We start from the raw sequence: 19,923 nt of genomic DNA on the forward strand, positions 1-19,923 counted from the left end.
CAACGATCGAGCCAGTCTCTGCGTCCAGTGTTCCCCAGACCCATGCCAGTCTAGTGAGGATTCTTGCCAAACCGCCAATAAGCGTGACTCAAATCATGATCCGTTGTCGCAGGCACTGAAATACAGAGAAGATGTCTCGAAAAATAGGCCAGGAAGCGGCGCAGGAAGCGGCAGCGTACGGGTCCGCACCCGCCGTGGAAACCGCCCTAGAATCGAGGAAGAAACCCGTTTGGCGCCGAAGGTGCCAGCTAAGGAGCAGCCGTGCGTTTCCTGAATGAGCCCACCACCGATCTGACGTACTCTGACCTATTCCTGGTGCCGTCCCGATCCGACGTCACCTCACGCCTGGACGTGGATCTCGCGGCCGACGACGGGACCGGGTCGGCGATTCCGCTGGTGGCGGCGAACATGACGGCGGTGACGGGGAAGCGGATGGCCGAGACCATGGCCCGCAGAGGCGGGCTCGGGGTCTTGCCCCAGGACGTCCCCCTCGACGTCATTAGGGACGTTACGGCCTGGATTAAGGGCCGCCACCCGGTTCTGGAGACGCCCGTCACCCTGGCGCCCACGGACACCGTGATCGATGCCCTGCACCTGATGGGCAAGCGACCGCACGGTGCCGTGGTGGTGGTGGACTCCGCTGGCGCCGTTACCGGGGTGGTCCGCGCCGCCGACTGCGAGGGCCAGGACCGGTTCGCCTCGCTGGCGTCCGTGATCCGCCACCAGCCGCTGGTGCTCGACGCCGGAATGCTCGACGGCGGCCTGTACGGCGACGGAATGAAAGGCGCCGGCCTAGCGGGCGGTGAGTCCGGCGCACCTTCCGTGCGGGCCCTCCGCCGCGCCTTCGAGGCCATGGACGCTGCCGGGACGGACTACGCTCCGGTGCAGCAGGACGGAGTCCTTGCCGGCGTGCTCACCCGCAAGGGTGCCATGCGTTCGACCATATACCGCCCGTCGCTGGACGAGGACGGAAAACTCAAGGTGGCTGCCGCCGTCGGAATCAACGGCGACGTGGCCGGCCGGGCGGCCGAGCTCCTGGCGGCCGGTGTGAACGTGCTGGTCCTTGATACCGCGCACGGCCACCAGCAGAAAATGTTCGACGCCCTGGCCGCCGTGAAGGGACTGAACCCCGGCGTGCCTGTGGTTGCCGGCAACGTGGTCACCGGCGAGGCCACCCGCGAGCTCATCGAAGCCGGAGCGGACATCGTCAAGGTCGGCGTGGGGCCGGGCGCCATGTGCACCACGCGCATGATGACGGCCGTCGGCCGCCCGCAGTTCAGCGCCGTCCTGGAGTGCTCCGCCGCGGCGCGGGAGGCCGGCGGCCGGGTCTGGGCCGACGGCGGCGTGCGCTACCCCCGCGATGTCGCCCTGGCACTCGCCGCAGGGGCCAGCCAGGTCATGATCGGTTCCTGGTTTGCCGGCACGCACGAAAGCCCCGGGGACCTGCAGGTCGACGCGGGCGGCCGGCAGTACAAAGAGAGCTTCGGCATGGCGTCGGCCCGTGCGGTCCAGAACCGCAACCAGCGCGAGGGTGCCTTTGATAAGGACCGTAAGGCGCTCTTTGAGGAAGGCATCTCCACGTCCCGCATGTACGTCGACGCGGCGCGGCCCGGCGTCGAGGACCTGCTGGACATGATCACCGCCGGCCTGCGCAGCTCCATGAGCTACGCCGGCGCCGCCGACCTCGCCGCATTCCGGGAACGCGCCGTCGCGGGCATCCAGTCGGCGGCGGGGTACGAGGAAGGCCGCCCGGTTCCACAGAGCTGGTGATCACAGCAGGAGTAATGCCGCCTGTGGGGCTGGTGAGCCCCGCAGGCGGGCGGCGGCTGCTCCTGTAGACTGAAATTCTTATGGACAGTAAATCTAGGTGCCGGCCTGGGCGCTGTCAGCGGACAACGGAAACCGTTCCCGCGCAGCCCACCCGCAGAGCCGGCAAACCCCGTTCACGCGCCCATCACTCTCCAGCCACGCGCCACGCCGGAGCCTTCCATGTAACAGGGTCGGCCGCTGCCGACCATCCTCCGCCGGCGAGATCCTTCCAAACCCCGCACCCACTGCGTCTTACGCATGGGCAGCGGCAGGTTGCCGCTGCTCCGGAAGCAGGCCATTGATGGAATGGCTACTGCTCGCAGCAGGGTTCCTGCTCATCCTTGGCACGGGATTCTTCGTGGCCGTGGAATTTTCCCTGGTCGCCCTCGACCAGGCCACCGTGCAGCGTGCGGTCGACAGGGGAGACACCGCCGCCCAGCCGCTGCTGAAGTGCCTCAAGTCCCTTTCCACCCAGCTTTCCAGCTGCCAGTTGGGCATCACCATGACAACGTTGCTGACCGGTTACGTCATGGAACCGTCCGTCGGCAAGCTGCTCGAAGGTCCCCTCGCCGCCGTCGGAGTTCCGGCAGCGGCGATTGCCTCCATGTCCCTGATCCTCGCCATGGCGCTGGCCACGCTGCTCTCCATGGTGCTGGGCGAACTGGTGCCAAAGAACATGGCCATCGCGCTGTCCTTCCCGATCGGCAAGGCCGTGGCCCGGCCCCAGCTGGTGTTTACCGCCATCTTCAAACCGGCCATCGTGGTCCTGAACGGCTTCTCCAATAAGGTCCTGAACGTCTTCGGACTCGAGGCCAAGGAGGAAATTTCCGGCGCCCGCACCCCGGCCGAGCTCGCCTCCCTGGTGCGCCGCTCCGCTGCCATGGGCACCCTCGACGCCGGCACCGCCAACTTCATCGCCCGGACCCTGAAGTTCTCTGGCCGGTCCGCGGCAGACGTCATGACGCCCCGCATCCGCGTGGAGACCATCGACGCCGACCAGCCGGTCTCGGACATCGTCGAGGCCGCCCGGCGCACCGGCTACTCCAGGTTCCCGGTGATCGGCGAGTCCTCCGATGACATCCGCGGCGTGGTCCACATCAAGAAGGCCATCGCCGTTCCCTCCGGCCGGCGGTCCAAGCTGCAGGCCGGCGCCATCATGACCGATGTGCTCCGGGTGCCCGAAACCATTCACCTGGACGCACTCCTGGCAGAGCTCCGCGAGGGCAACCTGCAATTGGCGGTCGTCCTCGACGAATACGGCGGCACAGCCGGCATCGCGACCCTGGAGGACCTCGTGGAGGAAATCGTCGGGGAAGTTGCGGACGAACATGACAAGGTCCGGCCGGGGCTGCTGCAGAGCGCCTCGGGGGACTGGTACTTCCCGGGACTGCTCCGGCCCGATGAACTCTCCGAACAGATCCCGGGCCTGACCGTGCCCGACGAGGCTACCTACGAAACGGTGGGAGGCTACGTCATGAGCCAGCTTGGCCGCATCGCGGCAGTCGGCGACACCGTCGACGTCGTCGGCGGAACGCTCAGCGTGACCCGCATGGACGGCCGCCGGATCGACCGGATCTGCTTCCGGCCCGTCCGCGTACCGGGCGGCGGCCAGGCCGCCAGCCAGGCAGGTGCCGCATGAGTGACTGGGCCGGAATTCTTTGGCTTGCCGTCCTGCTGGTCGGCAACGCCTTCTTCGTCGCTGCGGAGTTCGCCGTCATGTCGGCCCGGCGCAGCCAGATTGAACCGCTGGCCGACGCCGGCTCCAAGCGCGCGCAAACCACCCTGCGGGCGATGGAAAACGTCTCGCTCATGCTCGCCTGTGCCCAGCTGGGCATCACCGTCTGCTCCCTGCTGATCCTGCAGGTGGCCGAGCCCGCGATCCACCACCTTCTGGCGGTGCCGCTGGAGGCGCTAGGCATTCCGATGGAAGCCGCCGACATTGCCGCTTTCGCCGTCGCGCTAATGGTGGTGACGTTCCTGCACGTGACATTCGGTGAAATGGTGCCCAAGAACATCTCCGTGTCGGTTGCCGATAAGGCCGCGCTGCTGCTGGCGCCGCCGCTGATGTTCATCGCGCGCATGGTGAAGCCCGTGATCGCGGCCCTCAACTGGTCCGCAAACCACATTCTGAAGCTGATGCGGATTCAGCCGAAGGATGAGGTCACGTCGACCTTTACGCTCGAAGAAGTGCAGTCGATCGTGCAGGAATCCACCCGCCACGGGCTCGTGGATGACGACGCCGGACTCATTACCGGAGCGCTGGAGTTCTCTGAACACACGGCCTCCCGTGTGATGGTTCCGCTGGAAAAGCTCGTCATGCTCAAGGCCGCCAGCACCCCGGCTGAATTCGAAAAGGCCGTAAGCCGGACCGGGTTTTCGCGCTTCCCGATGCTCGACGACGACGGCATGCTGGCCGGCTACCTCCACATCAAGGATGTGCTCTCCATCGAGAACGGCGGCTACCGCCAGCCGATCGCGGAAAGCCACATCCGGTCACTGGCGAACCTTGCCATGGACGATGAAATCGAGAAGGCCATGTCCGTCATGCAGCGCACGGGCTCGCACCTGGCCCGCGTGATCGGACCCGACGGGCTGACCAGGGGGGTGCTGTTCCTGGAAGACGTGATCGAATTGCTGGTCGGCGAAATCCGGGACGCCACCCAGGCCACCGGCTACCGGAGGCTGGGGCAGGAACAGTAGCGGGCAGGAGGCAGTTGGGCGCGCCGTGTATCCCTAAATAGGAATGATTCCTATTTAGGGATACACTCGGTGTGTTGCTATTGCTCCCGATTCTCAATAACAGATCCGAGGTTTCCGTGCGCCGTCCCGCCGTCCGACCCATGCTGGCTGCCGTTGCCGGCCTGGGCCTAACGCTCACGGCGTGCGCTCCGGCGGCGGGAAGCTCCCGGAGCACCGCGGGCGACGGCGTGGTCGACGTCGTCGCCTCCACCAGTGTTTATGGTGACATCGTCTCAAGCATCGGCGGTGACAAGGTCCGGGTCAGCTCGATCATCAACCGCACCAGCCAGGACCCGCACTCCTACGAGGTCAGCACGCAGGACAAGCTGGCGGTTTCCAAGGCCGAACTCGTGGTGGAGAACGGCGGCGGCTACGACGCCTTCATCGACACACTCGCCACCGACACCGGGCTGGACCACGGCAACGTCATCAACGCTGTGGACGTCTCCGGCCTGGCCACGGAAAGCCCCGCAGCGGCGGCCCCAGACTCCTCAGGCCACACGCATGAGCACGCAGGGCTGAACGAGCACGTCTGGTACAGCCTGCCGGCCATGTCCCGCCTCGCGGACGCCGTCGCCGACAAGCTGGGCTCGCTGGAGCCGGCCTCCGCGGCGACGTTCCGGACGAAGGCAGCGGCCTTTAAAGCTTCGCTCGGCAGCCTGGAAGCCAAGCTCGGCACCATCAAGTCCACCTCCGGCCACGTGCCCGTGGCCGTCACCGAGCCGGTGCCGTTGTATCTGCTCGAGGATGCCGGACTGGAAAATGAGACGCCGGCCGAGTACACGGCGGCAATCGAGGAAGACGCCGACGTCCCGCCGGCCGTGCTCAAGGCCACCGTCGATCTCGTCTCATCCCGCGGCGTCCGGCTGCTGGCCTACAACACCCAGACCGAGGGGCCGCAGACGGCGTTACTGAAGAAGGCAGCCGAAACCGCCGGCGTCCCGGTCCTGGACTTCAGCGAGACCCTCCCGGGCGGCCAGTCCTACCTGCAGTGGATGACCTCGAATGTGGAGAGCATCAGCAAGGCCCTAGGATGATCGCAACAGCGCGGGCAGTTGTCTCCGCAGGAAATCGAGGAACCCTCTCTTGACACCGGTACTGAGCCTGCGTGGCGCCTCCCTGGCGTTCGGCCAGCGGACACTGTGGGAGGGCCTGGACCTGGACATCAACCCGGGTGAATTCTTTGCGGTGCTCGGCCCGAACGGCAGCGGCAAGACCACCTTCCTCAAGGTGCTGCTGGGGCTGCAGGAGCTGAGCGCCGGCACGGCCGTACTCGGCGACCGTCCCGTCGAGCGGGGTAGCCGCCGGATCGGCTACGTGCCCCAGCAAAAGTCATTCGACCCCGACACCCCACTGCGCGCGCGCGACCTCGTGGCCCTCGGCGTCGACGGCCACCGCTGGGGCATCCGCCTTGGCGGCGCCAAAGTGAACCGAAGAGTCGATGATCTCCTGGAACTCGTTGGCGCCACCGACTACGCCAAGGTGCCCGTGGGACAGCTTTCCGGCGGTGAGCAGCAGCGCCTGCGCGTGGCCCAGGCCCTGGCCACGGATCCAAACCTGCTGCTGTGCGACGAGCCGTTGCTGTCCCTGGACCTGACGCACCAGCAAGCCGTCAGCTCCTTGATCAACAAGCAATGCCACGAGGCGGACAGCGCAGTGGTGTTCGTGACACACGAGATCAACCCGATCATGGATTACGTGGACCGGGTCCTGTACCTGGCCGGCGGCCGGTTCCGGGTGGGCACGCCTGCCGAGGTCATGACCACCGAGGTGCTCTCCGACCTGTATGGCAGCCATGTCGAAGTCATCCAGGCCAACGGCCGACTGATCGTGGTGGGGCTGCCGGACGCCACGACGCACCACCACGAGGACGCGCATGCGGTCGCAGGGGAGGTGGGCTGAGTGGATCTGGGCGAACTGCTGCATTCGATCTTCAACTTCGAAAACTATGGCGAGCTGCTGGTCCTGGTCCAGAACTCGATTTGGGCCGGTGCGGTGCTCGGGCTGCTCGGCGGCCTGATGGGCACCTTCGTGATGAAACGGGACCTTGCCTTCGCGGTCCACGGCATCTCCGAGCTCTCCTTCGCCGGCGCCGCGTTCGCGTTGCTGATCGGGGCGGACATCATTCTCGGTTCACTGGCAGGTTCGGTGCTGGCAGCCCTGGTGCTGGGCGTCATGGGAGTACGGGCGCGGGATAAGAACTCAATCATCGGCGTCATCATGCCGTTCGGCCTCGGCCTGGGCATCCTGTTCCTGTCACTGTACGAGGGCCGGGCCGCCAACAAATTCGGCCTGCTGACCGGGCAGATCGTGTCCGTCGGAACGGTCCAGCTGCAGGTCCTGGCGGTCGCCGCCGTCGTGGTGATGCTGGCGCTGGTCGGCATCTGGCGGCCGCTGACCTTTGCCAGCGTGGACCCCGACGTCGCCACCGCCCGGGGCGTGCCGGTGCGGGCCCTGGCTCTTGGCTTCATGGTGCTGCTGGGCATCAGTGTGGCGCTGTCGATCCAGATTGTGGGCGCCCTGTTGGTGCTGGCCCTGCTGATCACTCCGGCCGCGGCTGCCATGCGTGTCACGTCCTCGCCGCGGCTGGTGGTCACCCTGAGCATCGTCTTCGCGATGACGGCGACCGTCGGCGGCATACTGCTGGCACTCGGCGGACGGCTGCCGATCAGCCCCTACGTGACCACGCTGTCATTCCTGATCTATGTCGCCTGCCGCGTGGTCGGCGGTGCCCGGGCCAAGCGCGGGCTCAACGGCCGGATCGTGCGGCCCCCGGCGGCGTCAGCCGCGTAGGCGCTGCCCTTTTTCCTAGTCCGGCAGTGTAGCTAGCCGCCGGCTTGCAGCGCCGTGCATTCGGGGCACAGCCCGAAGATTTCCACGGTGTGCTCGACGGCGGTGAAGCCGTGCTCTCGCGCGATCCGGGCTGCCCAGGCTTCGACGGCGGGGGCCTCGACTTCCACGGCCTTGCCACAGTTGCGGCACAGCAGGTGGTGATGGTGTCCGGTGACGGCGCAGCGGCGGTATACGGCTTCGCCGTCGGCGTTGCGCAGGACATCCACGAGCCCGTCGTCGGCGAGGGACTGCAGGATGCGGTAGGAGGTGGCCAGGGACACCGCGGTGCCGCGCTCCTGAAGGATGCGGTGCAGTTCCTGGGTGCTGACGAAGTCCGCCAGGTCGTCCAGGGCGGCACTGACGGCGAGGCGCTGCTTGGTGACGCGCTGCTCCTTGCCCGGGGCGGGGGCCGGTGCCGGTGCGGAAGCCGGGACCCGACTGCTGCCGGCGGTGGCGCCCTGGGACATCGTGGAACTCGCTTCGTGGATTCGCGGGTGGGACCCGCTGCGGGTGGTGCAATGTTCAAGATTACCAGCCGGGCTCCGTGGACACCGTGGCTGGCTGGTGCCTAGGCTGGCCCGATGAAGCTGACCAAATTCACCCACGCCTGTGTCCGCCTCGAGAAGGACGGCCGGGTGCTCGTCTTCGATCCGGGGACGTTCTCGGAGACGGACCAGGCCCTCGCCGGGGCGGATGCCGTGCTGATCACGCACGAACATGGGGACCACGTCGACGTCGACGCCGTCGCCGCGGCGCTGCAGGCTAATACGGCCCTTGAGCTTTTTGCCCCGGAGGCAGTGGCCGGGACGCTGCGCGGGAAGGCCGCCGACGCCAGAAGCCGCATCCACACCGCCGCCCCCGGAGAGGAATTTGAGGCCGCGGGCTTCTCGATCCGCACCTTTGGCGGCCAGCACGCCCTCATCCACCCCCAGATTCCGGTGGTGGCGAACGTCGGGTACTTGGTGGATGCAAACGTCTACCACCCCGGCGATTCCTTCGCGATCCCCGACGGCGTCGACGTCCGGACGCTGCTTGTCCCGATCCACGCCCCGTGGAACAAGGTGGGCGAAGTGGTGGACTTCGTGATCGGCGCCCGCGCACCCCTGGCGTTCCCGATCCATGACGCGCTCCTGAATGACATAGGCCGCGGCCTGGTGGAGGGACACGTCACGCGGATCGGTGCCAAGTACGGCACAGAGTACCGGCATCTTTCCAGCGGCGACTCAGTGGAGGTTTAACTCGCAGGGGACCCGCCGTTAGGCCGGCCAGACGCCGGTGTTGAAGAACCCGCGCAGCGTGGCCTCGTGGGGTTCCGGGTCCAGGCCGTGGGCGGCCAGCCACTCCGGATTGTAGTAGTTGCCGGCGTAGCGGTCTCCGGCGTCGCACATGAGCGTCACGATGCTGCCGCGCCGGCCCTCGGCGATCATCCCGGCGATGAGCTGCCACACACCCCAGAGATTGGTGCCGGTGGACGGTCCGGCGTGCAGCCCGGCGTGCTCCCTGAGGTGCCGCATGGCGGCCACGGATGCGGCGTCGGGAACCTGGATCATGTGGTCGATGACAGCCGGCACGAAGCTTGGCTCCATGCGGGGCCGGCCGATGCCCTCGATGCGAGAGGGCCGGCCGGTCGCCGCCGTCCCGGCAGCTGCCCTCCCAGCTGCGGTGGGGATCCCGCCGTCGGACTGGCTGTCCCGCCAGCCCGGGTAAAACGCAGAATTTTCCGGATCGACGACGGCCAGCCGCGTCGCGTGGCGGTGGTACCGCAGGTACCTGCCGATCGTGGCGCTGGTCCCGCCGGTGCCTGCCCCGACCACCACCCAGCGGGGGATGGGGTGCTCCTCCTGGGCCAGTTGGTCGAAGATCGACTCGGCGATGTTGTTGTTCCCGCGCCAGTCCGTGGCCCGCTCGGCATAGGTGAATTGGTCCATGTAGTGTCCACCGGTGCGGGCGGCGAGCTCCGCGGCGGCCTCGTAAACCTCGGAGGCCTGGTCCACAAGATGGCAGGAGCCGCCGAACTGCTCGATCAGGGCGATCTTCTCGGGGCTGGTGGTCCTGGGCATCACGGCGATGAAGGGCAGGCCCAACAGCTGCGCAAAATAGGCTTCGGAGACGGCGGTGCTGCCGCTGGAGGCCTCAACGATCGTGGTGCCCTCCCGGATCCAGCCGTTAACCAGGGCGAACAGAAACAGCGAACGCGCCAGCCGGTGCTTGAGGCTGCCCGTACGGTGGGTGGATTCGTCCTTCAGGTACAGCTGCACGCCCCAATGCGCGGGGAGCGGCACCGCGTACAGGTGCGTGTCGGCAGATCTGTTGCCTTCGGCGTTGATCCGGCGGACGGCCTCGTCGGCCCAGTCCCGGTCCTGCTGGTGCGCGGTATTCACCGCAACAGCCTACCGGGACGGCCGGAGAGCGGAGATAGAGTGGGCCCATGGACACCCTCATCGATGCGGCCGCCCTCAAAGCCCGGCTCGACGCCCGCGACGGAACCGGGCAGCACACAGTGGTCCTCGATGTCCGGTGGGCCCTCGGCGACCCCCACGGCCACGGCCACTATCTGCACGGACACATCCCGGGCGCCGTCTTCGTGGATCTGGCCACCGAGCTCGCCGGACCCGCAGATCCACGACGCGGACGCCATCCGTTGCCGCCACCGGAGCAGTTTCAGGAGTCCGCCCGCCGCTGGGGCATCAACGACGGCGACGCGGTGGTGGCGTACGACGACAGCGGCAGCATGGCTGCCGCCCGGCTGTGGTGGATGCTGCGAAACGCCGGCTTCCCGTCGGTCCAGCTGCTCGACGGCGGCCTCGCCGCGTGGCGCGGCGCCGGATTCGACACCGCGGCGGGAGCCGAGCAGCCGGCAGCAGGCAACGTCACGCTGAGCGGGGGAGCCATGCCCGCAATCGACGCCGCACAGGCCGCCTCCTGGGGGCAGCATGGGCTGCTGCTCGATGCCAGGGCGGGAGAGCGGTACCGCGGGGAAATCGAACCCGTGGACCCCCGCGCCGGGCATATCCCTGGAGCAGTCAGTGCCCCCACCACGGGAAACCTGCAGCCCGACGGGCGATTCCTTACCCCGGCGGAGCTGCGGGAGCGCTTCGAGCGGCTCGGCTACCGGGCCGGCGTCCCCACCGCGGTGTACTGCGGTTCCGGGGTGACGGCCGCGCATGAAATCGCCGCCCTCGAGATCGCCGGACTTTCTGCTGCCCTGTACCCGGGTTCGTTCTCGGAATGGTGCCACAGCGCCTCGAACGACGTTGTCACCGGGGCCGCCCCGTACAGCGAGGGCGCTGTTTCAAACTAGTGCGGGACTAGTGCGCGGGGGCGCTCCTGTGAGCTGCCGGCAGCCGGAGCTCCATACACTCCAGGCCGGCCCGGTCCTCCCACGACGGAACGGTCGTGAAGCCCATCCGGCGGTAGGACCGCAGGGCTGAGTCGCGCCAATTCCACACGGTGAGGCGAAGGACATCAGACCGGCATGCCTCCGCGGTGCGGAATGCCTCGCGAAGGAGGGCTGCGCCGACCCCGCAGCCGCGGGCGCCCGGATCCACCCAAAGACGCTTCACTTCCTTTATGGCATCGTCAACCGATGTCAGCACCACCATGCCCAGGGGGACAGAGCCCCGATGCGCGATGAAGACCAGCGAATTGGCGAAGGCCTCAGAGGGCCGATCAATTTCCTTTTGGTAGTGGGCCGGTAGCTGACCGCCTCCAGTTGCAGTAGACACTCCGTGTGCAGCTTTCTCCAGTTCTGTTTGCTGGTGGTAGGCCCGAAGGAGTTCCCCGAGCCACTGCACAATCCGTGCGTCTGCCATATCTGCCTGAATGATCGTGTCCACGCCGCCAAACTATCGGAAAATCCGCCGGAACATGGGCGTTGTTGCTTCTGGGACGTCCGTGCGGTGCAGCCTTGGTTCGGGGTCGGGCGTGTTTTCGCGCTGCTGCCTGAGGTCAGGGCGTGGTCACAAGAGGCAAGCTGCCGAGCAATCGAGCGCGTTTGAGGACCTTTGCGCGATGCCGGAGGCGGTGCCGCTGGTCTAGTCCTTCCGTCACCGCCGCCCGAAGCGGTGTCCCGGGCAGGGGTGGTGCGGTGGAGTGGTAGGTGTGGCCGGTGGGGGTGCTGAGTTCGAGCGTGTGCCTGGAGCCGGTGGTCGTCGCTGGCGGGGGCTGGGATGCAGATACTAATTCCGGCCCGGCTGCGCCTTCGTGGTCTGTCCCGTGCGCGGTTGGTGTTCGGGCGTTCCAGCCGGGGGTTTCTTTGGCGTGGTTGCAGGCTTCGCAGAGTCCGGCGCCGTTGGTGGCGGTGGTTTTGCCGCCGGTGTGCCAGGGGATGATGTGGTCCAGGTGGCGGATGGGGGCGTCGCAGTAGGGGGTGCGGCAGGTGTCGTCGCGGGTCTGGATGAAGCGGCGGAGTCCTGTGGGGAAGATCCGGGCGCGGGAGTCCATGGCGGTGAGTTCGCCGGTGTGCGGGTGGGTGTAGAGCCGGCGGACCCAGAGGTTGAACGCGGCCTGGTCCGGGTCCGCGTCGGGCGGGGCCGTGATGGGCGTGGCCGTGTCGGGCGGGGCTGCGCCGCCGGGGCGGCTGGTGTCGTTGGTTCCGGGGGCCGGGTTGGTTCCGGGGGTGGTGCCGGTGGTGAGGAGGGTTCGGGCCCATTGGGCGGGGACGGTGCCGTAGCCGGGGAGCCGGGCGGGTTCGGCGTCGGCCTGGAGCAGGGTGCGGTCGGTCATGACGACCTGGATTTCCACCCCGGTGATCCCGCCCGGGGTGCCGGTGGTGCGTTCGACCAGGGTGTCGGCCATGGCCTGGCCGCGGCCCCTCGGGTCCCCGGCGGCGCGGAGGGTGTCGGCGTGCCGGCTCAGGGCGGTGTAGATGGCCACGCCCTGGACGACGGGCAGGAGCGCGGTGAGGTGGCACATGGTGTCCGGAGCGGGGCGGAGGCTGACATACCGCTCGGACACGGCGTGCGCGGCACGTTGCGTGACGGAGCGGGGGTCCAGCCGGTACGCGGCGGCCCGGGCAGTGGCCACCAGCCGCCGGTCACCGGCCCCGGCGAACGTGCCTGTGTCGGCGGCGAGCTCGGCGTCGACGGCGGACCGGTCCGCGGCGCTCAGGCACGCCGTCTCGCGCACGAGCAGGGTGGCGCGCCATTCGTTCAGCTGCCCGGTCTGCAGGGCGGCGAGGGTGTGGGGCATTTCGGACACGAGGGCTTTGGCCAGGCCGAGGAGCCGGCCGCCTTTGGCGGGGGATTCGCGCCGGGCCAGGGCGATCTGCGCTGCGACGCCGGCGCCGAGCTTCTCCGCAGGAATGCCGGCGGCGGCCTGTTCGCGGCGCTGGGACAGGTCGAAGGCGACGGTGAGGCGGGCCTGGCGGGCGCCCAGGGCGGATTTCAGGTCCTCGAGGCCGCGGATCTCGTCAATCAGGCCGGCGGGGCTGTCCGGGGCCCGTAGGCCAGCTACGATCCGGGCAAGGTCATCCACTGTCAGAACGGTCCCGTGGCCAATCGGGCCGCCGTCGGAAACGCCGCCGTCGACGTCTTCAACATCAGCCGCACCCTCAGTGACACCGCCGTCATTGGCGATGCCGCGTCCCGTCAGAACCACTTCGGGCCCGTGATTGCCTTCCATGAATCAAGTGTCCCTGCGACCTACGACAAAACATTCACTCGGCCAGACTTGCGGAAACCATTAGGCAGAATGAGTGGCCATCACTTCGATGGCGTCATCGCGGACCCCCCCCGGCCGGGCCTGCGTGGCGTTGGCAAAGAAAGTTCGTGAGCTTCCTGGGCTTCCGGTGCCCGCCATGCGATGCTTCACGCCATGGGGATGCCACTGGAAGCACCGTCCAGCTCCGGGCACAGCGGGAAGGGCGGGCTCTGATGCGACAACAGGATCTGGCGCCCGCACCTCGAGGGTGGCTGGAGAAAGCAGACGATTCCAATATCGGGCCCTTTCTCCTGCTCGCCGTCCTCGCAGCCGTGTTTCGCCCTTTGCAGGAAGCGATCGGCTTTTGGCCTGCCTTGGCGCTCATCGTTCTGTCCGGTCTGGCGCTACTGGTGCTCCTGCAAGTGCTCCTGAGGCCGCTGAAGAGAAAGCGGGATGCGCTGGACGCGGAACATGGGCTTTTCGAATGTGCGCAGCGCGAGTCGGGATCAGCGCTCAGGGGAAGATGGGCCTTGGGCTACGCGAAAGCAGAACCTGGCAGGCTTCTCTTTCAGGCAAGGACAGGGATGACCGGCCCTCTATTCGGTCCGATAGAAATCTATTCAGAGCCTAAAGTCGTCAGTCAGCCCGTGAAAGCGCCCTGGACCGTTTTTCCCAGAGGAAGAGTCATTGAGTTGAGCACCGACAAGGGCACCCTGGAACTTGCTGCCTCACCCTCAAGCCTGAATCTGCTCCGCGAACGATCCCAAAGGAACCGCTGAGCCAGCGTTTGCCGGCTCTACTTCGAGAATTGCCGCCGCGCCCAGCGCCCGCCCCGCCAAAGTGGAACCCACCCCGGGACCGGGGTAGCGTCGACGTATGACACCTGGACGTCCTGTACCCCCGCCCCTTGCCAAGCCGCTGCCGAATATCCACGCTCCCGAGACCACTACTGCTTCCGCGACCGCCGGCCCCACCCTGGCCGCTGCGTACGGTGCCACGTCGCCGGAAAGCGGGCTGGTGCCCTTGACCGTGTCCCGCCGGGAGCCGAAAGCGGACGACATCGAGATCGCCATTGAATTCTGCGGGCTCTGCCACTCTGACGTGCACGCCACCCGGGGCGAATGGGGCGGCAAAACGTACCCCTTGATTCCTGGCCATGAGATCGTCGGCCTGGTTACCCGGGTCGGTTCCGCCGTCGACGACTTCACCGTGGGCGAGCGCGTGGGCGTGGGCTGCATGGTGGATTCCTGCCGCGAATGCGACAGCTGCATGGAGGGCCTTGAGCAGTACTGCGAAAACGGCAACGTGGGAACGTACGGGGCCAAGGATCGCCGCAACGACGACGCCATCACCCAGGGCGGTTACTCCACGTCCATCGTGGTTGACCGCAACTACGTCCTGCGGATCCCGGAGGGCCTGGACCCCGCGGCCGCTGCGCCCCTGCTGTGCGCCGGCGTCACCACGTATTCGCCGTTGAACCACTTCGAGGTCGAGGAAGGCGACGTGGTCGGCGTCGTCGGTCTTGGCGGGCTCGGCCACATGGCCGTCAAGCTCGCCAAGGCCATGGGGGCCGAGGTCAAGGTTTTCACGACGTCGGAGGGGAAGTTCGCCGCGGCCCGCGAGCTGGGTGCCGACGACGTCATCCTTTCCACGGACCCGGCCGAGATGGAGGCCGCGAACCGCAGCATCGACGTCATCATCGATACCGTCGCCGCCCCCCACGATCTCAACCCGTACTTCCGCACGTTGCGCCTCGACGGCGCACTCTTCCAGCTGGGCCTGCCCTCGGAGGCGATGCCGCCGGTCAATCCAGCCGCGCTGATCCGCCGCAGAATCGCCTACGCGGGTTCGCTGATCGGCAGCATCGCCGAGACCCAGGAGATGCTGGACTTCTGCGCCGAACACGGCGTGGTCTCGGACATTGAGGTGGTCGGGGCAGACCAGCTCAACGAAGCCTACGACCGCATGGTGGCCGGCGATGTGAAGTACCGTTTTGTCCTGGACCTCAGCACCCTGGGGTCCCCGGCGGAAAAGGCGGATGCATGAGCACTCTCTTCACCAAAATCATCAACGGCGAGATCCCGGGCCGCTTCGTCTGGCGCGAGGACGACGTCGTGGCGTTCCTGACCATGGGTCCACTGGCCGACGGCCACGCCCTCGTGGTACCCGTCCAGGAAGTGGACCGCTGGACGGACGCCCCGCCCCAGGTGGTCGGCAAGGTCATGGAGGTCGCCCGCAAGATCGGCGCCGTTCAGGTGGACGTGTTTGGCGCGGCGCGGGCCGGCCTGATCGTGGCCGGCTACGAAATCAACCACATGCACGTCCATGTGTGGCCGTCCAACTCAATGGCGGACTTTGATTTCGGTTCGGCGGACCATCACCCCGATCCGGCCCGGCTTGACGCCAACGCGGAGAAGCTCCGCGCGGGCCTCCGCACGGCCGGCCACGCCGAGCACGTTCCGGACGCCTAAGCCCGGCGACTACGCCGGCGCCAGCACCTTGTTCAGCGCGGCCCGGATGCGTTTTTCGGACACCGAGTAAGCGGTCCCGAGTTCGACGGCGAAGAAGCTCACCCTGAGCTCTTCGATCATCCAGCGCACATGGGTGAGCTCGGCGCCGGCCCGCCGTCCGGGCAGCAGGGCGGAGACGGCGTCGTCGTAGTCGTCCTCAAGGGCTTGGACGGCGGCCATGTGCTGGGCGTCCCGCTGGACGTTGCCCGGCAGCTTCTCGAGGCGCTTTTCGATCGCCGCCAGGTAGCGCGGCAGCTGGCTGAGCTGGGCGTAGCCCGTCCGTGCCACAAAACCCGGGTACACGAGCTGCTCCAGCTGGCTCTTGACGTCGTTGAGCGCACTGATGAGGGCCAGGCTCGTGGTGCCCTTGAGCTGCTTTTCGATCCGGCGCGTGCTGGCCAGAATGCGTTCGACGACGGCTGTCACTGTGAAGACAGTGTCGATCAGCTCCGCACGGACAGTCTCGTAGAGCGCCTTGAACGCGGCCTCGTCCCACGGCAGTTCCGCCGGCGTGAGCTTGTCGATTGCGGCCAGGGCGCAGTCCGCGATCAGCGCGGTCACGGAGCCGTGCGGGTTCTGGCTGAACGTCAGCTTCTCGGTGTTGTTCAGGTGCTCCAGGACGTAGCGGTCCGGCGGCGGCACCTTCAGGGCCAGGAGCCGGATGACGCCTGCGCGCATGGCCTCCTGCTGTTCGGACGCTGATTGAAACAGCCGGAGCGCCACGGAAGTGCCTTCATCCACCAGGGCAGGGTAGCCGGTGACGGTGTGCCCCCCGACGCTGCCCTGGACTTGGCGCTCCACCTTTCCGAACGTCCAGTCCTTGAGGCCGGACAGTTCGGCGAATCCGCCGGCAGCCGCTGACTTGCCGGCCCCCAGTGCGGCCGAGGGAGCACCCGACGTCGACGGAGCACCCGACGGCGGCGATCCCGCCGAAGCCCGCGGCGCGCCCTTTCCGTTCGGTGAGGCTTTCCCCCTGGCCGGGGGCGCCGTCGTGCCCGGGGTGGCGCCGAGCGATTCCGCGATGGCGCGGCGGGTGGCGGGCGCCAAACGCTCCTGCAGCGCGGCGAGGTCCTTGCCCTCATCGAGCACCTTGCCGCGGGAATCCACCACCCGGAAGCTGACGCGCAGATGTGCTGGTACGGCTCCCCAGTTCCAGGACCCTGGCGGGATAACCTGCCCGCGGATCCGGCGCAGCACGAGTTCGAGGGAAGGCTCAAGTTCATCGACGGCGGGATCGAAGTCGGCCTCCAGCGCCGCGACGGCCTGCCGGGCGACATCCGGGGCCGGAACGAAGTTCTTGCGCACCTGCTTCGGCAGCGACTTGATCAGTGCAGTGACCAGCTCCACCCGCTGGCCCGGAATCAGCCAGCGGAAGGCTTCGTCGTCCAGCTGGTTGAGGAACAGCACGGGCACCTCGGCGGTGACGCCATCGGACGGGTTGGGCGGTGACCCGGGCGCAACCGGGTGGAACTCGTAGGTCAGCGGCAGTTCAAAGCCCTTGTGCAGCAGGGTCTTCGGGTAGGCCGAGTCGTCCAGGGCATCGGCGTCGTCGCTGATCAGCAGCGCCTGGTCGAAATCGAGCAAGGCGGGATCCTGCCGGCGGGCGTCCTTCCACCACTTGTCGAAGTGCCGCTCGGACACCACGTCCTTGCCGATCCGGGCGTCATAGAACTCGAACAGCGTCTCATCGTCCACCAGGATGTCCCGGCGCCGCATCCGCGCCTCCAGCTCCTCGACCTCGTGGAGCAGGGCCCGGTTGCGGTGGAAGAACTTGTGGTGGGTCTGCCAGTCGCCCTCAACCAGGGCATGCCGGATGAAGAGCTCCCGGCTGAGCTCCGGATCCACCTTGCCGTAGTTGATCCGGCGGCTGGGGATGATCGGCACGCCGTAGAGCGTGACCTTCTCGTGGGCCATCACCGCACCCATCTTCTTGGACCAGTGCGGCTCGCTGTAGCTGCGCTTGACCAGGTCCGGCGCCACCTGCTCCACCCAGAGCGGATCGAACTTCGCGGCCACGCGGGCCCACAGCCGGCTCGTCTCCACGAGCTCGGCGGCCATCACGAAGGTGGGGGACTTCTTGAACAGGGCCGAGCCCGGGAAGATCGCGAAGCGGGTGCCGCGGGCGCCGACGTACTCGCGCTTGCGCTCATCGAGGATGCCTACATGGCTCAGCAGGCCCGAGAGCAGGCTGATGTGGATGCCTTCATGGTTGCCCACCGGATCGGCCAGGCGCTTGTTGTCCAGGCTGATGCCGAGCGGCCGGGCGAGCTGGCGCAGCTGGGCAAACAGGTCCTGCCACTCGCGGACGCGCAGATAGTTGATGAACTCCGTGCGGCACAGCTTGCGGAACTGGGTGGAGGACAGCTCCTGCTGCTTCTCCTGGATGTAGTTCCACAGGTTCAGGAAGCCGGTGAAGTCCGAGTTCTCGTCGCGGAAACGGGCGTGCTTTTCCGCGGCGAGCTGCTGCTTGTCGGTCGGGCGCTCCCGCGGGTCCTGGATGGTCAGCGCGGCGGCGAGGATCATGACCTCGCGGACGCAGCCGCGTTTGCCGGACTCGACGATCATCCGGCCGAGCCGCGGGTCCACAGGCAACTGGGCAAGCTGCTGCCCGACGGCGGTCAGCCCGCTTCCGGGGCGGCCGGCACCGTGGCGGTGTCCGCCGCGCTGCCCGTCGCGGCGCTGGTCGCCGTCGCCCGGCTCGTCCTGCGGCCGCGCGGCGCTCAGGGCGCCGAGTTCGCGCAGAAGCGTGACGCCGTCGTTGATGGCCCGGGAATCCGGCGGCTCCACGAACGGGAAGTTCTCCACATCCTTGGGGCCGCGGGCCACCCCCATCGCGGTCATCTGCAGGATGACGGCGGCGAGGTTGGTGCGCAGGATCTCGGGATCCGTGAATGGCGGGCTGGACTCAAAGTCCTCCTCCGCGTACAGCCGGATCGCGATGCCGTCCGAGACACGGCCGCAGCGGCCGGACCGCTGGTTGGCGGACGCCTGCGACACGCGCTCGATCGGCAGGCGCTGGACCTTGGTGCGGTGCGAGTAGCGGGAGATGCGGGCGGTGCCGGTGTCGATCACGTACTTGATGCCGGGGACCGTCAGGGAGGTCTCGGCGACGTTCGTGGCGAGCACGATCCGGCGCTTGCTGCCGGGGTGGAAGACCTTGTGTTGTTCCTGCAGGCTCAGCCGGGCGAAGAGGGGGAGCACCTCGGCGCCGGCCAGCTTCCGGTTGGACTGGATCCTGCCATTGAGGGCCTCCGCCGCGTCACGGATTTCGCGCTCGCCGGAGAAGAAGATGAGGATGTCGCCCGGCGCCTCCTGCGCGAGCTCGTCGACGGCGTCGCAGACCGCGTCCAGCGGATCGCGGTCCTCCTCCAGTTCGTCGTCGGAGGCCTCGTCCTCGCCGGGTCCTCCGGCTGGCTGGGACAGGGGGCGGTAGCGGATCTCAACCGGATACGTGCGGCCGGACACCTCGATGATGGGCGCGGGCTCATCCTCGCTGCCGAAGTGCTTGGCGAAGCGCTGCGGATCGATGGTGGCCGAGGTGATGATGATCTTCAGGTCCGGCCGCTGCGGCAGGATCCGTTTGAGGTATCCGAGGATGAAGTCGATGTTGAGGCTGCGCTCATGCGCCTCGTCGATGATGATGGCGTTGTACTTGCGCAGCAGCTTGTCGCGCTGGATCTCGGCCAGCAGGATGCCGTCGGTCATCAGCTTGATCTTGGTGTTGCGGCTGACCTCGCCGGTGAAGCGGACCTGGAAGCCGACCTCCTGCCCGATGTCGACGCCGAGCTCCTCCGCGATGCGCTCGGCCACCGTGCGTGCGGCCAACCGGCGGGGCTGCGTGTGGCCGATAAGGCCGTTCTCGCCCAGGCCAAGCTCCAGGCACATCTTGGGAATCTGGGTGGTCTTCCCGGAGCCGGTCTCGCCGGCGATGATGGTCACCTGGTTCGCCGCGATGGCGGCCATCAGATCTTCGCGGCGCTCGGAAACCGGCAGCTCGGCGGGGTAGGAAATATGCAATGTCATGGCTGGAGACAGTCTACTGGGGCGGGCTGTCTTCTGTGGGGTAACCGGTCCGGTGGCGGTCCTCCAGCCGGGCCGGCGCGTGACGGGGGCCCGGCTGGAGGGCCGGGCCCGGTATTGATGCGGGTGGGTTGGTGTGCGGGTGGGCGGGGTGCGCTGTAGGTGACGGGTATGGGTTTAGAAAATCCGTAGCGTGTAGCTGACGCTGGGGAGATCCCGGGCCATCCAATACTCGTCCGAGCGAACGGGCGGGTTGTGGCCGAGGCCGTCCTTGCGGAGGGCGGAAATAGTGGCCGTGATGATGGCGAGGATCAGGATGATGACGGCGATTCCGAGGAGTTCCATACCTCTATGGTTCTCCGGTGGACAGACG

17 protein-coding genes are annotated in these 19,923 nt (G+C 67.5%); 11 read left to right on the forward strand and 6 right to left on the reverse strand.

What is annotated here, in order from left to right:
- Positions 1 to 261 precede the first annotated feature (261 nt).
- The 6 genes from ACFVVK_RS04630 (at position 262) to ACFVVK_RS04655 (ending at position 7,341) form a co-directional block, all read left to right on the forward strand.
- Entirely contained in the window at positions 262 to 1,770 is a 1,509-nt protein-coding gene (locus tag ACFVVK_RS04630; protein ID WP_390264064.1) for a GuaB1 family IMP dehydrogenase-related protein, read from the forward strand.
- Between the two features lie 340 nt (positions 1,771 to 2,110).
- The gene (locus ACFVVK_RS04635; protein ID WP_390264067.1) at positions 2,111 to 3,448 is read left to right on the forward strand and encodes a hemolysin family protein; all 1,338 of its coding nucleotides are present in this window, start codon (positions 2,111 to 2,113) and stop codon (positions 3,446 to 3,448) included.
- Positions 3,445 to 4,509, forward strand: coding sequence for a hemolysin family protein (locus ACFVVK_RS04640; RefSeq protein WP_390264070.1), 1,065 nt, complete (start codon positions 3,445 to 3,447; stop codon positions 4,507 to 4,509). Before ACFVVK_RS04635 ends, ACFVVK_RS04640 begins: the two co-directional genes overlap by 4 nt.
- Before the next feature lie 140 nt (positions 4,510 to 4,649).
- Complete coding sequence (locus ACFVVK_RS04645) at positions 4,650 to 5,585, forward strand: metal ABC transporter solute-binding protein, Zn/Mn family (RefSeq protein ID WP_390264073.1); 936 nt, start codon at positions 4,650 to 4,652, stop codon at positions 5,583 to 5,585.
- Between the two features lie 49 nt (positions 5,586 to 5,634).
- Positions 5,635 to 6,450 (forward strand): metal ABC transporter ATP-binding protein, encoded by an 816-nt coding sequence (locus tag ACFVVK_RS04650; protein ID WP_390264076.1) that lies wholly within the window; start codon positions 5,635 to 5,637, stop codon positions 6,448 to 6,450.
- The gene (locus ACFVVK_RS04655; RefSeq protein ID WP_390264079.1) at positions 6,451 to 7,341 is read left to right on the forward strand and encodes a metal ABC transporter permease; all 891 of its coding nucleotides are present in this window, start codon (positions 6,451 to 6,453) and stop codon (positions 7,339 to 7,341) included. It abuts the gene before it with no gap.
- A gap of 32 nt (positions 7,342 to 7,373) precedes the next feature.
- On the opposite strand, the gene ACFVVK_RS04660 is transcribed toward ACFVVK_RS04655, so the two are convergent.
- Complete coding sequence (locus ACFVVK_RS04660; RefSeq protein WP_390264082.1) at positions 7,374 to 7,847, reverse strand: Fur family transcriptional regulator; 474 nt, start codon at positions 7,845 to 7,847, stop codon at positions 7,374 to 7,376.
- 114 nt (positions 7,848 to 7,961) lie between these two features.
- Between ACFVVK_RS04660 and ACFVVK_RS04665 the strand changes: the two genes are divergently transcribed.
- Positions 7,962 to 8,618: an MBL fold metallo-hydrolase gene (locus ACFVVK_RS04665; RefSeq protein ID WP_390264085.1), complete on the forward strand. Its 657-nt coding sequence runs from the start codon at positions 7,962 to 7,964 to the stop codon at positions 8,616 to 8,618.
- An 18-nt stretch (positions 8,619 to 8,636) separates the two neighbouring features.
- Here ACFVVK_RS04665 and ACFVVK_RS04670 read toward each other — a convergent pair whose 3' ends face one another.
- The gene (locus ACFVVK_RS04670) at positions 8,637 to 9,761 is read right to left on the reverse strand and encodes a PLP-dependent cysteine synthase family protein (RefSeq protein WP_390264088.1); all 1,125 of its coding nucleotides are present in this window, start codon (positions 9,759 to 9,761) and stop codon (positions 8,637 to 8,639) included.
- A gap of 47 nt (positions 9,762 to 9,808) precedes the next feature.
- On the opposite strand from ACFVVK_RS04670, the gene ACFVVK_RS04675 reads away from it, so the two are divergent.
- Positions 9,809 to 10,681 (forward strand): sulfurtransferase, encoded by an 873-nt coding sequence (locus ACFVVK_RS04675; RefSeq protein ID WP_390264090.1) that lies wholly within the window; start codon positions 9,809 to 9,811, stop codon positions 10,679 to 10,681.
- A 7-nt stretch (positions 10,682 to 10,688) separates the two neighbouring features.
- Here the strand turns inward: ACFVVK_RS04675 and ACFVVK_RS04680 are convergent, their stop codons facing one another.
- Together ACFVVK_RS04680 and ACFVVK_RS04685 are read right to left on the reverse strand one after the other, a co-directional pair.
- Positions 10,689 to 11,216 (reverse strand): GNAT family N-acetyltransferase, encoded by a 528-nt coding sequence (locus ACFVVK_RS04680; protein WP_390264092.1) that lies wholly within the window; start codon positions 11,214 to 11,216, stop codon positions 10,689 to 10,691.
- 112 nt (positions 11,217 to 11,328) lie between these two features.
- The gene (locus ACFVVK_RS04685) at positions 11,329 to 13,002 is read right to left on the reverse strand and encodes a DUF222 domain-containing protein (protein ID WP_390264095.1); all 1,674 of its coding nucleotides are present in this window, start codon (positions 13,000 to 13,002) and stop codon (positions 11,329 to 11,331) included.
- 251 nt (positions 13,003 to 13,253) lie between these two features.
- On the opposite strand from ACFVVK_RS04685, the gene ACFVVK_RS04690 reads away from it, so the two are divergent.
- From ACFVVK_RS04690 to ACFVVK_RS04700, 3 genes are all read left to right on the forward strand, one after another.
- Entirely contained in the window at positions 13,254 to 13,799 is a 546-nt protein-coding gene (locus ACFVVK_RS04690) for a hypothetical protein (RefSeq protein WP_390264098.1), read from the forward strand.
- 97 nt (positions 13,800 to 13,896) lie between these two features.
- Positions 13,897 to 15,066 carry an NAD(P)-dependent alcohol dehydrogenase gene (locus ACFVVK_RS04695; protein WP_390264101.1) on the forward strand — a complete coding sequence of 390 codons (1,170 nt, stop codon included), beginning with the start codon at positions 13,897 to 13,899 and terminating at the stop codon, positions 15,064 to 15,066.
- On the forward strand, positions 15,063 to 15,491 hold the full coding sequence (locus ACFVVK_RS04700; RefSeq protein ID WP_390264104.1) for an HIT family protein: 429 nt from the start codon (positions 15,063 to 15,065) through the stop codon (positions 15,489 to 15,491). Before ACFVVK_RS04695 ends, ACFVVK_RS04700 begins: the two co-directional genes overlap by 4 nt.
- 9 nt (positions 15,492 to 15,500) lie before the next feature.
- Here ACFVVK_RS04700 and hrpA read toward each other — a convergent pair whose 3' ends face one another.
- Positions 15,501 to 19,553, reverse strand: a complete 4,053-nt coding sequence (hrpA, locus tag ACFVVK_RS04705) for an ATP-dependent RNA helicase HrpA (protein WP_390264107.1) — start codon at positions 19,551 to 19,553, stop codon at positions 15,501 to 15,503.
- Between the two features lie 174 nt (positions 19,554 to 19,727).
- Positions 19,728 to 19,895: a hypothetical protein gene (locus ACFVVK_RS04710; protein ID WP_390264110.1), complete on the reverse strand. Its 168-nt coding sequence runs from the start codon at positions 19,893 to 19,895 to the stop codon at positions 19,728 to 19,730.
- Positions 19,896 to 19,923: the final 28 nt, after the last annotated feature.

It is taken from the genome of Arthrobacter sp. NPDC058192 (assembly GCF_042883665.1).
Taxonomy (GTDB): domain Bacteria; phylum Actinomycetota; class Actinomycetes; order Actinomycetales; family Micrococcaceae; genus Arthrobacter.